Annotated in this window: 11 protein-coding genes; 8 read left to right on the plus strand and 3 right to left on the minus strand. The window is 54.8% G+C overall.

The genetic code is table 11. The features are described 5' to 3' along the window. The first annotated feature begins 47 nt into the window (after positions 1 to 47). From ytfR to M8Q36_RS08460, 5 genes are all read left to right on the plus strand, one after another. Positions 48 to 1,550, plus strand: coding sequence for a galactofuranose ABC transporter, ATP-binding protein YtfR (gene ytfR / locus M8Q36_RS08440; RefSeq protein WP_020456275.1), 1,503 nt, complete (start codon positions 48 to 50; stop codon positions 1,548 to 1,550). Between the two features lie 10 nt (positions 1,551 to 1,560). Further along, positions 1,561 to 2,586, plus strand: a complete 1,026-nt coding sequence (gene ytfT / locus M8Q36_RS08445) for a galactofuranose ABC transporter, ATP-binding protein YtfT (RefSeq protein ID WP_249880581.1) — start codon at positions 1,561 to 1,563, stop codon at positions 2,584 to 2,586. Beyond that, positions 2,573 to 3,571: a galactofuranose ABC transporter, permease protein YjfF gene (gene yjfF / locus M8Q36_RS08450; RefSeq protein WP_017459122.1), complete on the plus strand. Its 999-nt coding sequence runs from the start codon at positions 2,573 to 2,575 to the stop codon at positions 3,569 to 3,571. The genes ytfT and yjfF overlap by 14 nt, the downstream gene beginning before the upstream one ends. A gap of 110 nt (positions 3,572 to 3,681) precedes the next feature. Next, a complete protein-coding gene (locus M8Q36_RS08455; RefSeq protein WP_249880582.1) occupies positions 3,682 to 5,247 on the plus strand; it encodes a methyl-accepting chemotaxis protein in 1,566 nt (521 codons plus the stop codon). 14 nt (positions 5,248 to 5,261) lie between these two features. Continuing rightward, the gene (locus tag M8Q36_RS08460) at positions 5,262 to 5,759 is read left to right on the plus strand and encodes a DUF2569 domain-containing protein (RefSeq protein WP_249880583.1); all 498 of its coding nucleotides are present in this window, start codon (positions 5,262 to 5,264) and stop codon (positions 5,757 to 5,759) included. 46 nt (positions 5,760 to 5,805) lie between these two features. Here the strand turns inward: M8Q36_RS08460 and fbp are convergent, their stop codons facing one another. Then, positions 5,806 to 6,804, minus strand: coding sequence for a class 1 fructose-bisphosphatase (gene fbp / locus M8Q36_RS08465; protein ID WP_249880584.1), 999 nt, complete (start codon positions 6,802 to 6,804; stop codon positions 5,806 to 5,808). Between the two features lie 280 nt (positions 6,805 to 7,084). Here fbp and mpl point away from each other — a divergent pair, with 280 nt between their 5' ends. Continuing rightward, on the plus strand, positions 7,085 to 8,467 hold the full coding sequence (gene mpl, locus M8Q36_RS08470) for a UDP-N-acetylmuramate:L-alanyl-gamma-D-glutamyl-meso-diaminopimelate ligase (protein ID WP_249880585.1): 1,383 nt from the start codon (positions 7,085 to 7,087) through the stop codon (positions 8,465 to 8,467). A gap of 62 nt (positions 8,468 to 8,529) precedes the next feature. On the opposite strand, the gene M8Q36_RS08475 is transcribed toward mpl, so the two are convergent. Both M8Q36_RS08475 and yjgA read right to left on the minus strand, forming a co-directional pair. Then, the gene (locus M8Q36_RS08475) at positions 8,530 to 9,738 is read right to left on the minus strand and encodes an aldose 1-epimerase family protein (RefSeq protein ID WP_249882739.1); all 1,209 of its coding nucleotides are present in this window, start codon (positions 9,736 to 9,738) and stop codon (positions 8,530 to 8,532) included. A 303-nt stretch (positions 9,739 to 10,041) separates the two neighbouring features. Further along, entirely contained in the window at positions 10,042 to 10,596 is a 555-nt protein-coding gene (yjgA, locus tag M8Q36_RS08480) for a ribosome biogenesis factor YjgA (RefSeq protein WP_249880586.1), read from the minus strand. A gap of 95 nt (positions 10,597 to 10,691) precedes the next feature. On the opposite strand from yjgA, the gene pmbA reads away from it, so the two are divergent. Together pmbA and cybC are read left to right on the plus strand one after the other, a co-directional pair. Next, on the plus strand, positions 10,692 to 12,044 hold the full coding sequence (pmbA, locus tag M8Q36_RS08485; protein ID WP_249880587.1) for a metalloprotease PmbA: 1,353 nt from the start codon (positions 10,692 to 10,694) through the stop codon (positions 12,042 to 12,044). A 56-nt stretch (positions 12,045 to 12,100) separates the two neighbouring features. After that, complete coding sequence (gene cybC, locus M8Q36_RS08490) at positions 12,101 to 12,487, plus strand: cytochrome b562 (RefSeq protein ID WP_020456284.1); 387 nt, start codon at positions 12,101 to 12,103, stop codon at positions 12,485 to 12,487. The last annotated feature ends 113 nt before the right edge of the window (positions 12,488 to 12,600 follow it).

Raw genomic sequence — 12,600 nt, forward strand, 5'->3', positions numbered from 1 at the left:
AAACCCTCTCCCCGCCGGGGAGAGGGTAAATGTGTAAGGGGTCAACAATGAACGCGGAAGCACACCAGGAAATCCTGCGTACCGAAGGCTTAAGTAAATTCTTTCCCGGCGTAAAAGCGCTCGATAACGTGGATTTCAGCCTGCGCCGCGGCGAAATCATGGCCCTGCTCGGGGAAAACGGCGCGGGAAAATCGACACTAATCAAAGCGTTAACCGGCGTTTACCACGCCGATAAAGGCGCTATATGGCTGGAAGGCCAGCAAATCAACCCGAAAAATACCGCCCACGCCCAGCAGCTTGGCATCGGGACGGTGTACCAGGAAGTCAACCTGCTGCCGAATATGTCGGTGGCGGATAATTTATTCATTGGTCGCGAACCCCGGCGTTTTGGTTTATTGCGTCGTAAAGAGATGGAAAAGCGCGCGACTGAACTGATGGAATCCTACGGCTTTTCACTGGATGTGCGCGAGCCACTTAACCGCTATTCGGTGGCGATGCAGCAGATTGTGGCAATCTGTCGCGCTATCGATCTCTCTGCCAAAGTGCTGATCCTTGATGAACCCACCGCCAGCCTCGATACCCAGGAAGTGGAGATGCTGTTTACCCTGATGCGCCAGTTGCGCGATCAGGGCGTCAGCCTGATCTTCGTCACCCACTTTCTCGATCAGGTGTATGAAGTCAGTGACCGCATCACCGTGCTGCGTAACGGAGGTTTTGTCGGTTGCAAACCGACCAGTGAGTTGCCGCAAATCGAGCTGGTTAAAATGATGCTGGGCCGCGAGCTGGAAAGCAACGCCCTGCAACGTGCCGGGCGCACGCTACTGAGTGAAAAACCGGTGGCGGCGTTCAATGGTTACGGCAAAAAAGGGGTGATCGCGCCGTTCGATCTGGAAGTGCGCCCCGGTGAGATTGTCGGTCTGGCCGGGTTGTTAGGATCGGGGCGTACCGAAACCGCCGAAGTGATTTTTGGCATTAAACCCGCCGACAGCGGCAGCGCGACCATCAAAGGCAAGTCGCAATCTTTACGTTCGCCACACCAGGCTTCGTGTCTGGGCATCGGTTTTTGCCCGGAAGACCGTAAAACTGACGGCATTATTGCCGCCGCGTCGGTGCGGGAAAACATTGTGCTGGCGTTACAGGCGCAGCGCGGCTGGCTGCGGCCAATCCCACGCAAAGAGCAGAACGCGATTGCCGAGCGTTTCATTCGCCAGCTTGGCATTCGCACACCGAGCGCCGAGCAGCCGATCGAGTTTCTTTCCGGCGGCAACCAGCAGAAAGTGCTGCTTTCACGCTGGCTGCTGACGCGCCCGCAATTCCTGATCCTCGATGAGCCAACGCGCGGTATCGATGTGGGGGCGCATGCGGAGATCATTCGCCTGATCGAAACCCTCTGCGCCGATGGTCTCGCGCTGCTGGTTATTTCGTCCGAACTGGAAGAGCTGGTCGGCTATGCGGATCGGGTGATTATCATGCGCGATCGTAAACAGGTGGCGGAGATCCCGCTCGCTGAGTTGTCCGTTCCGGCGATCATGAATGCCATTGCGGCGTAAGGAGTAGAGTGTGATGCCTCAATCACTTGGCCAAACGACGCCGCCAACGCGCCGTTTTAACTGGCCGACCGGAACGCCGCAGTTGATAGCGCTGCTGCTGGTGTTGGTGGTGGATAGCCTGGTCGCGCCGCATTTTTATCAGGTGGTATTACAGGATGGTCGCCTGTTCGGTAGCCCGATAGACATTCTTAACCGCGCCGCGCCGGTGGCGCTGCTGGCCATTGGTATGACGCTGGTGATTGCCACCGGCGGTATTGATCTGTCGGTCGGGGCGGTGATGGCGATTGCCGGGGCGACGGCCGCGTCGTTAACGGTTGCCGGATACAGCCTGACGGTGGTGCTTCTGGCGGCGATTGGCACCGGTGTGCTGGCCGGTTTATGGAATGGCATTCTGGTGGCGATTTTGAAGATCCAGCCGTTTGTCGCCACGCTGATTTTGATGGTCGCCGGGCGCGGCGTCGCACAGTTGATCACCTCCGGGCAGATTGTCACCTTTAACGCCCCGTCGCTGGCCTGGTTGGGCAGCGGTTCGCTGCTGCTATTCCCAACCCCGGTGATTATCGCGCTGGTTACGCTGGTGCTGTTCTGGGTGTTCACGCGCAAAACCGCGCTCGGCATGTTCATTGAAGCGGTGGGCATTAACATTCGCGCGGCGAAAAACGCCGGTGTGAATACCCGTGTTGTGGTGATGCTGACCTATGTGTTGAGCGGCGTGTGCGCGGCGATAGCCGGGGTGATTGTCGCGGCGGACATTCGCGGGGCGGATGCCAACAACGCCGGGCTGTGGCTAGAATTAGACGCGATTCTGGCGGTGGTGATCGGCGGCGGGTCGCTGATGGGCGGGCGCTTCAACCTTGTGCTGTCGGTGGTGGGTGCGCTGATTATTCAGGGTATGAACACCGGCATTTTGCTCTCCGGCTTCCAGCCGGAACTCAACCAGGTGGTGAAAGCGGTGGTGGTGATGTGCGTGCTGATTGTTCAGTCGCCGCGCTTTATCGCGCTGATTAAAGGAGCTCGCGGTCATGATAAAACGTAATTTACCGCTGATGATAACGCTGGGCGTGTTTGTGCTCGGCTACCTCTACTGCCTGACGCAGTTTCCCGGTTTTGCGTCGACGCGCGTGATTTGCAACATTCTGACGGATAACGCCTTTTTGGGGATTATCGCCGTTGGTATGACCTTCGTGATCCTCTCTGGCGGCATTGATTTGTCCGTCGGCTCGGTGATCGCTTTCACCGGCGTTTTTCTGGCGAAAGCCATTGGTGACTGGGGCATCTCGCCGCTGCTGGCATTCCCGTTAATTTTGCTGATGGGCACCGCGTTTGGCGCGTTTATGGGGCTTCTGATCGACGCGTTAAAAATCCCGGCGTTTATCATCACCCTCGCGGGGATGTTTTTCCTGCGCGGCGTCAGCTACCTGCTGTCGGAAGAGTCAATTCCAATTAATCACCCGATTTATGATTCGCTCTCCAGCATGGCATGGATGATCCCCGGCGGCGGACGTTTGAGCGCAATGGGGCTGCTGATGCTGTTCGTGGTGGTAATCGGTATTTTCCTCGCACACCGCACTCGTTTTGGCAACGAAGTCTACGCGATTGGCGGTAACGCCACTTCCGCGAACCTGATGGGTATCTCAACGCGCAGTACCACCATTCGTATCTATATGCTCTCGACCGGGCTGGCCACGCTGGCGGGGATTGTCTTCTCCATTTACACCCAGGCCGGTTACGCGCTGGCGGGGGTGGGGGTTGAGCTGGATGCCATTGCCTCGGTGGTGATTGGCGGCACATTGCTGAGTGGCGGCGTCGGCACAGTGCTCGGCACGCTGTTTGGCGTGGGTATTCAGGGGCTTATCCAGACCTATATTAACTTCGATGGCACGCTCAGTTCCTGGTGGACCAAGATTGCCATCGGCATCCTGTTGTTTATTTTTATCGCGTTGCAACGTGGCTTAACGGTGCTGTGGGAGAATCGCCAAAGCTCACCTGTTACACGCGTTAGCACAACGGCAACAAAGTAATAACATATTGAAATGACTATTTTTCCCTAAAGTAATTCCGGTGGCGGTCGATAACTGACGAATCGGCTTAATTTACGCCAAAAAGTATCGCTGCTACCGGGATTCACATCATGCTTAAAACGCTTTCGATCCGTACTGGTTTACTTTCTTTGCTGGCTGTTATGACGTTTCTCCTGCTGCTGGTTAGCGGCATCGGAGTTTATGCACTCAATAAAAGTTCCTCATCGCTGGAGCGAATTAGCCAGCTTCAGGGTGAAAAGATGGCGCGCCTGAGCGAAGGCTACACGCTGATCCTGCGTGCGCGTAATGAAGCGGGTCAGGCCGTGCGCATGATGGAAGTTGGTTTGCTGGACGATGCCGCCAAATCGGTAAAGATGATCAATGGCGAAATTGAACAGGGTGAGCAATCGCTTGCTGGTGTGATTAAGGCGGGCGTTGATGACGAACAAGGTTCTGCACTGCTGGCGGCGTTAGCGAAAAGCTACGGCGATTATGTCAATCAGGGCATTAAACCAATGCAGGATGCGCTCAACCAACAGAGCGCCGATGCCTATTACGATCTGCTGGAAAACAAACTTATCCCTATCTCCCGCCAGTTCGACAACGACATGCAGGCCTTCCAGAAATGGGGCGAAGTGCGCGGCAAAGCGGAAGTGAGCGCCGTTCAGAGCAGCAAAAACGGCGTTATGCTGCTGATTCTGGTGGTGGCGTTGCTAGTGGCCGGGATCATCGTGCTGGCCTGGCTGGCGCTGCGCCATTTACTGCTCAAGCCGCTGGATACGTCTATTCAGCAACTGGAACAGGTGGCGGCAGGGGATTTGACCTACCTGAAAACCGACGTCAGTAGCAAAGAATTTAACCGGCTGAATGCGGCCATTGAAGAGATGCGCCAGTCGCTGGTGGGTTCGGTCACCCGCGTGCGTGATGCCAGCTCGCAAATTGATACCGGCAGCCGTGAACTGGCGGCGGGCAACATCGATTTGTCGCAGCGTACGGAATCTACCGCCACATCGCTGGAGCAAACCGCGGCCAGCATGGAGCAGATCACCGCCACGGTGAAACTGAACGCCGACAACGCCGAGCAGGCGCATAAACTGGCGAAGACCGTTTCCGATACCGCCGATCGCGGCAGCGAAATGGTCTGCTATGTAATTGAAAAAATGCGCGATATCTCCGCCAGTTCCGATCGCATCGCCGACATTCTTAGCGTGATTGACGCCATTGCTTTCCAGACCAATATTCTGGCGCTGAACGCCGCCGTTGAAGCCGCACGCGCGGGTGAGCAGGGGCGTGGTTTTGCGGTGGTCGCCGGTGAAGTGCGTAACCTTGCCAGCCGCAGCGCCGAGTCGGCGAAAGAGATCCGGGCGCTGATCAGCAGCTCGCAGGCGCAGGTCTCTGAAGGCAGCGATCTGGCGATGCAGGCCGGTGAAACGATGGACGAAATCGCCGAAGAAGTGTTGCGCATGACCAAACTGATGCGCGAAATCGCCAATGCGTCGCAGGAGCAGAGCCGCGGTATTGAGCAGGTGAATATCGCCGTCAGCCAGATGGATGAAACCGCGCAGCAAAACGCGGCGCTGGTACAGCAATCTTCTGCGGCAACCCGTTCGCTGGAAGAGCAGTCGCGCGAATTGTTGCAGGCAATGGCATCATTCCGTTTACAGACACAGGGATAACGAAAGGCAACGACATGGGAACCTGTATTCAATGCGATAAGGATGCGCTGAAAGAGAGTGATTTCTGCGCGGAGTGCGAGGCGCGCGAGTTTAAAAAAATTCGCGGCTGGCTGTTTGTTCCTGCTATTGGGCTGGTGCTGTCGCTGCTCAGCGTGATTGTCTCTTTCAGCGCGACGCTCAAAGTGGTGATGGAGCATTACAGCGTGCTCGTTGGTGGACAAAAAGGGATGCTCGTTTTCGAACTGGTATTCTACGGGGTAATGTTCGCCTACACGGTCTTCGTCGGGAGCCTGTTCTTTCGCAAGAAACGTCTGCTTCCGCGTTTTTACATTGGTTTTCTGCTGTTATGGATTGCCTTTCATGGCGTAGATGTATGGCTGGCGCATCAGGTGTTTGATGTGCCGTATGTCTACGATACCGTAAGCTCACTGCTTCGTAGCGTAATAAGCGCGGCGATTTGGATCCCCTATTTTGTGGTGTCCGAGCGCGTCAAACGCACCTTCGTACGCTAAAAAAAAGCGCCACAATCGTGGCGCTTTTCTCGTTTTGCCCGGCTGATTACGCGTCCGGGAACTCACGCATATAGCGTTCTACGTCATCCACCATGTGCTCGTTGCCGACAAAGAACGGACGACGCTGATGCAGGCTTTCTGGCTGGATATCCAGAATACGGTTTTTGCCGTCGCTGGCTTTGCCGCCCGCTTGTTCCGCGAGGAACGCCATCGGGTTGCATTCGTACAGCAGACGCAGTTTCCCTTCCGGGTGGCTGGCGGTGCTTGGGTAGAGGTAGATCCCACCTTTCAGCAGGTTACGGTGGAAATCCGCCACCAGCGAACCGATGTAGCGCGTGGTGTAAGGGCGGTTGGTCGCTTTATCTTCTTCCTGGCAGAACTTCAGGTATTTCTTCACGCCCTGCGGGAATTTGATGTAGTTGCCTTCGTTAATAGAGTACGTGTTGCCACGCTCCGGGAAGCGCATACGCTCCTGACACAGGCAGAACACGCCAAGTGACGGATCGTAAGTGAAGGCGTGTACGCCGCAGCCGGTGGTGTAAACCAGCATGGTGGACGAACCGTAAACGACATAACCAGCGGCGACTTGCTTGTTGCCCGGTTGCAGGAAATCTTCCATGGTGACCGGCGTGCCGACTGGCGTTACGCGGCGATAGATGGAGAAAATTGTCCCAACGGAGACGTTAACGTCGATGTTGGAGGAACCATCCAGAGGATCCATCAGCACCACATATTTTGCGTGTTCGCAGCCTTCGAAAACGACGATCTCATCTTCTTCTTCAGAGGCGATGCCAGCCACGATATCGCGGGCGCGGAGTGCGGCTTTCAGTTTTTCGTTCGCGAACAGGTCGAGTTTTTGCTGCTGCTCGCCCTGCACGTTTTCAGCACCGCTTGCACCCAGGATATCGACCAGACCGGCCTTGTTGATATCGCGATGAATGATCTTGGCGCCCAGTTTTATCGCCGACAGCAAAGCAGTCAGTTCACCCGTTGCATGCGAGAACTCATGCTGCTTTTCGACAATAAATTCACCTAACGTTTTCATAACACTTTCCCTGCATTTTTCATGATGGAGTAAAGCGATTGTAGCCTGTGGTTTTCAGGTTGCTGCTCACAGCAAGTTCCGGATAGTAAACAGCTAACGCCGTAACAGCCAGAGCTTTCGCAAACGAAAACGCGAAGGTCATGCAACAATACTAACAAACATTCAAAAGTCCGCGCACAGGTGAATCGCGCCAGCTACCTACGGATTATCCTGAAATGCATTTCTCTGGGCGTAAACATATGAGTAAAATGTGCGCCAGTTTAAGAAAGGATAACGACGTATGCGCATTCATATATTGGGGATTTGTGGCACTTTCATGGGCGGGCTGGCAATGCTGGCGCGCTCGCTGGGACACCAGGTAACGGGCTCGGACGACAGTGTCTATCCGCCGATGAGCACGCTGCTTGAGAATCAAGGGATTGAACTGATTGAAGGTTATGACGCCAGCCAGCTCGATCCGGCGCCGGATTTGGTCATCATCGGCAACGTGATGAAGCGCGGTAATCCCTGTGTGGAAGCGGTGCTGGAAAAGAACATTCCGTTTATGTCGGGCCCGCAATGGCTCCATGACTTTGTGCTGCGCGACCGTTGGGTTGTCGCCATTGCCGGTACGCACGGCAAAACCACCACTGCCGGGATGGCGACGTGGATTCTGGAAGCCTGCGGTTACAAACCGGGGTTTGTCATTGGCGGCGTACCGGGCAATTTCGATGTCTCTGCGCGTCTGGGCGATAGCCCGTTCTTCGTGATTGAAGCCGATGAGTATGACTGCGCCTTCTTCGACAAACGCTCCAAATTTGTCCATTACTGCCCGCGCACGCTGGTGCTCAATAACCTTGAGTTTGACCACGCGGATATTTTCGATGACCTGAAAGCGATTCAGAAACAGTTCCACCACCTGGTGCGCATCGTTCCGGGGCAGGGGAAAATCATCTGGCCGGAAAACGACATCAACCTGAAACAGACGATGGCGATGGGTTGCTGGAGCGAGCAGGAACTGGTGGGCGAGCAGGGCCACTGGCAGGCGAAAAAACTGAATACTGACGCCTCCAGTTGGGAAGTGTGGCTGGATAATGAATGCGTAGGCCAGGTGAACTGGGGTCTGGTGGGCGAGCACAACATGCATAACGGCCTGATGGCGATTGCCGCCGCGCGTCATGTTGGCGTTGCCCCGGCAGATGCGGCGAACGCGCTGGGCTCTTTCATCAATGCGCGTCGTCGTCTGGAGCTGCGTGGCGAAGCCAATGGCGTGACCGTGTATGACGATTTTGCCCATCACCCGACGGCAATCCTGGCAACCCTCGCGGCGCTGCGCGGGAAAGTGGGCGGCACGGCGAAAATTATCGCCGTGCTGGAGCCTCGCTCGAACACTATGAAAATGGGCATCTGCAAAGCCGATCTGGCTCCGTCGCTGGGACGTGCCGACGAAGTGTACCTGCTGCAGCCGCCGCATATTCCCTGGCAGGTGGCGGAAGTGGCGGATGCCTGCGTACAGCCTGCGTACTGGAGTGCGGATGTAGATACGCTGGCGGAGATGATTGTCAAAAGCGCCCAGCCGGGCGATCACATTCTGGTGATGAGCAACGGCGGCTTTGGCGGTATCCACCAGAAACTGCTCGACGGGCTGGCGAAAAAAGCGCAACTCGCTGCTGAAAACGCCTGATTGCCTTGAGTAAAATAAAAAACCGCGCCCACAACCTGGCGCGGTTTTTTTATGCCTGCGCGTTACTCTTTCGCCATCGGCGTTTCAATCGACTGCGGGGTTTTGCTGCCCTGAATTTCCTGCACGCGTTTTTCTACTTCAGCCACCTGACCGCTGTTGTGCAGCAACGTATAGGTTAAATCGAAGCGGGTGCTCTGGCCTGGTTGCAACTGTTTCACGCGTTTTTGTTCACGCTCAATGGTCACCGGGTAGGCGTAGCTGGTGCCCGGCTCGATACCGGTGACGTAGCCCTGTTTTTCCGTGTCGGTATTTTTCCACAGCGTCAGCACCGGCAACTGTTCAGTGTTGTAGCTAATCGCCACGCCTTTATCTCCGGCCTTGTTGAGCAGTGCCGCGACAGTCTGTTTACTGGCGTCGGCCAGCGGCTTGATATTAAACACCATTTCGTCGAAGCCCTTGGTTGGCCCGGCGTAGGTTTGCCACTCTTTCAGCCCTTTTTTAGCGTAATCATTGAACGGGCTGACGTTTTCATACGGCGTAATAAAGCGCGCGCCCTGTTCAAGGATCGGTTTGCTGAAGTTGCTGTGGTAGATGATTTGGTAATCGTGCGGATAGTCAGCATGGTTGGTCAGCACGTCATGCAGGCTGAAACTGTTGCTGCCCGGAATGTAGCGCAACTCCATTTCCGTTTGCAGATCCGCTTTTTTGAAGGTGCTCTCTTTCACCAATCCGCGAATGCGAATTTCATATGGCACCGTTTCGCTAACATCGACAGAAACCTGCGAAGCGGGCGTGTTACCGACTTTGCCATGCAGGGTGTAAATCTGTCCGTCCGCCGTTACTGGATGGCCGGTCCACTCGTAACCGCAGCGCACCACCATCTCGTTGAAACCTTCCAGCCAACCGAGGCCATTGCGACTTTCCAGATTGATGAATGCCGGGTTAACGACCTCTTTTACCGGTGAATTCCAGCCCATATGCACGCCAAAACCGTCTGCATAGAGTAAATTCATCCCGCGCGTCGGGCTCAGCGCGATAGTCAGGCCGTTTTTACTGCTCAGTTTGATAACTTTGCTGCCCTCTTGTTTGCCACCATGCAGTACCACCTGCTCAATGCTGAACTGCTGATCTTTGATATTCAGCTGATCGCTGCTGATGCGCCAGTTTCCCTGCTCAACGCCGCCTTCAGCACTTGTCAGCACCCAGGTTTTCGCCATTACCGGAGCGGATACAAGCAGGGCAAGTGCGGAAAGCATTACAGTTTTTTTCATCATTTCGTCCTTTTTAGCTGAATCGATTATTTGCACCACGGCTGAAATCTACGTTTTGCGCAGGGGAGAAAATGTGATCCGTTTCATTTGGTGAAAATGAGCGAGGATGAGAATGAAAATAGCTGGTATTGATCGCATTTATTTATGAAATGAAAGACATATGTGCGATAAATATGTGATAGAGAACGTTTTTAGCTTTAACGATTCAGCTAAATTTTGATCGCGTTCAGAAGGGAATAAATGAAACAGGAAAAGGGAAGCGGGAAAAGCCCTCTCCCGCAGGAGAGGGATAATGCAGAAAGGTTATTGCTCGCTGGTTTCAGCCAGTTCACGCAGATACTGGAAGATTAAACGCGCGGATTTCGGCGGTTTGTTCCCTTCTTTCTCTTTTTTCGCATTACGGATCAGCGAACGTAACTGCTGGCGGTCAGCATCCGGCCACAGGTTCAGCACCTCTGGCACCGCATCATCACCCTCTTCAATCAGGCGATCGCGGATCTGCTCCAGCTTGTGGAAAAAGGCAACTTGCTGGTTGTGGCGGTTTTTCAGCTTATCCAGCGCCTGGCGAATCGGATCGACATCGCGCTGACGCAGCATTTTACCGATCAACTGCAACTGACGGCGGCGACCCTCTTTCTTAATGCGCTGCGCCAGCTCAATAGCGTCGCGCAGATCCTGGTCGAGCGGGAGTTTATCCAGCGCGTTTTTGCCAAGATCGACCATTTCCGCGCCGAGCTGCTTTAACTCTTCAGCATCGCGCTTAATTTCACTCTTACTGACCCAGATGATCTCGTCATCTTCGTCTTCAATATCATTACCGGGCACGTCGTCGAGCCAGTCGTCGGGCTGCTTTGTCATCTCAGGCTCCTTAAAAAAAGAGGCTAATGTTACCAGTTAAGGCGCGCACTGAAAAACGGTTCTCTGTTAGACTTCAAAGAATCTCTCCCTCAATTATGGCATTGGCAATGAAAGTAATCACACAAGTTGCACAACAACGCAAAACGCTGGAAGAGGCGGTTTCCACAGCGCTGGAATTAGCTGCCGGAAAAGCGGACGGTGCGGAAGTGGCTGTCAGCAAAACCACCGGGATCGGCGTGAGCACGCGCTACGGCGAAGTGGAGAATGTCGAATTTAACAGCGATGGGGCTCTGGGGATAACCGTTTATCACCAGAACCGTAAAGGCAGCGCCTCGTCAACCGATCTCAGCCCGGACGCGATTGCCCGCACCGTACAGGCGGCGCTCGATATCGCGCGTTACACTTCGCCTGACCCTTACGCGGGCGTGGCAGATAAAGAGCTGCTGGCGTTTGAGGCACCCGATCTTGACCTGTTCCACCCGGCGGAAGTGACGCCGGATGAAGCCATCGAATGGGCCGCGCGCGCCGAACAGGCGGCGCTGAAAGCGGATAAACGCATTAATAATACCGAAGGCGGCAGCTTCAACAGCCATTACGACATTAAAGTCTTCGGTAACAGCCACGGCATGCTGCAAAGCTACTGCTCCACGCGCCACTCGCTGTCGAGCTGCGTGATTGCCGAAGAGAATGGCGACATGGAGCGCGATTACGCCTACACCATCAGCCGTGATATTAACGAACTGCAAACGCCGGAGTGGGTGGGCGAAGAGTGTGCGCGTCGCACGTTGTCCCGCCTGTCGCCGCGCAAGCTGCCGACCATGAAAGCGCCGGTCATTTTCGGCCATGAAGTAGCGACCGGCCTGTTTGGTCACCTGGTGGGGGCGATTGCCGGTGGTTCTGTCTACCGCAAATCGACGTTCCTGCTGGACTATCTCGGCAAGCAGATCCTGCCGGAATGGCTGACTATTGAAGAACATCCGCACCTGCTTAAAGGGCTGGCATCTTCACCGTTCGACAGCGAAGGCGTGCGTACCGAACGCCGCGATATCGTGAAAGATGGCGTGCTGATGCAGTGGCTGCTGACCAATTATTCCGCGCGTAAGCTGGGGCTGAAAAGCACCGGACATGCGGGCGGCATTCATAACTGGCGCATTGCCGGACGCGGTTTGAGCTTCGAACAGATGCTAAAAGAGATGGGGACCGGGCTTGTGGTCACCGAGCTTATGGGCCAGGGCGTAAGCGGCATTACCGGTGATTATTCGCGCGGTGCGTCCGGTTTTTGGGTAGAAAATGGTGAAATCCAGTACCCGGTGAGCGAAATTACCATTGCAGGAAATTTGAAAGATATGTGGCGTAATATCGTTACCGTTGGTGACGATATCGAACACCGTAGCAATATTCAGTGTGGTTCAGTGTTACTCCCGGAGATGAAAATCGCCGGACAATAACTCCGTGGCGTACAGAGCTGCGCCTTTAGCGTGAATAATAAAAAAGGAAGTGAGCAATGCGTAAAAACCTGTTAGCGATCCTTGCTGTGTCATCGTTGTTTGTTGGATCGTCGGTGTTCGCCGCCGATCTCGAAGATGATATGGGCACCCTGAATGACAATCTGAAAGTGGTGCAGAAAACCAGCGACGCTGGCGAGATGAAAGATGCATTAACCAAAATGCGTACCGCTGCGCTGGATGCACAAAAAGCGACGCCGCCGAAACTGGAAGGTAAAGCGGCAGATAGCGCGGAGATGAAAGATTATCGTCACGGCTTTGATGTGCTGGTCGGGCAGATTGACGGCGCGCTGAAACTGGCTAACGAAGGCAAAGTGAAAGAGGCGCAGGATGCTGCCAAAGGGTTCATTGATACCCGCAATACGTATCACAAGAAATATCGTTAATTCGGTATCAGGTTAAACGAAGCGGGGCAATCGCCCCGCTTTTTACTTCAGCTTCTCGGCCGGAATGTCCGGTGTCCGCTTTTTATTATGTGCTTCCCTGGTGCTGTTTCATT

Origin of the sequence: Kosakonia sp. R1.Fl, assembly GCF_023516815.1 — a bacterium.
In the GTDB taxonomy this organism is placed as follows: domain Bacteria; phylum Pseudomonadota; class Gammaproteobacteria; order Enterobacterales; family Enterobacteriaceae; genus Kosakonia.

Coding starts and splice junctions, on each gene's coding strand:
- ytfR (WP_020456275.1), top strand. CDS start 48: ATGAACGCGGAAGCACACCAGGAAATCCTGCGTACCGAAGGCTTAAGT.
- yjfF (WP_017459122.1), top strand. CDS start 2,573: ATGATAAAACGTAATTTACCGCTGATGATAACGCTGGGCGTGTTTGTG.
- M8Q36_RS08455 (WP_249880582.1), top strand. CDS start 3,682: ATGCTTAAAACGCTTTCGATCCGTACTGGTTTACTTTCTTTGCTGGCT.
- M8Q36_RS08460 (WP_249880583.1), top strand. CDS start 5,262: ATGGGAACCTGTATTCAATGCGATAAGGATGCGCTGAAAGAGAGTGAT.
- fbp (WP_249880584.1), bottom strand. CDS start 6,804: ATGAAAACGTTAGGTGAATTTATTGTCGAAAAGCAGCATGAGTTCTCG.
- mpl (WP_249880585.1), top strand. CDS start 7,085: ATGCGCATTCATATATTGGGGATTTGTGGCACTTTCATGGGCGGGCTG.
- M8Q36_RS08475 (WP_249882739.1), bottom strand. CDS start 9,738: ATGAAAAAAACTGTAATGCTTTCCGCACTTGCCCTGCTTGTATCCGCT.
- yjgA (WP_249880586.1), bottom strand. CDS start 10,596: ATGACAAAGCAGCCCGACGACTGGCTCGACGACGTGCCCGGTAATGAT.
- pmbA (WP_249880587.1), top strand. CDS start 10,692: ATGGCATTGGCAATGAAAGTAATCACACAAGTTGCACAACAACGCAAA.
- cybC (WP_020456284.1), top strand. CDS start 12,101: ATGCGTAAAAACCTGTTAGCGATCCTTGCTGTGTCATCGTTGTTTGTT.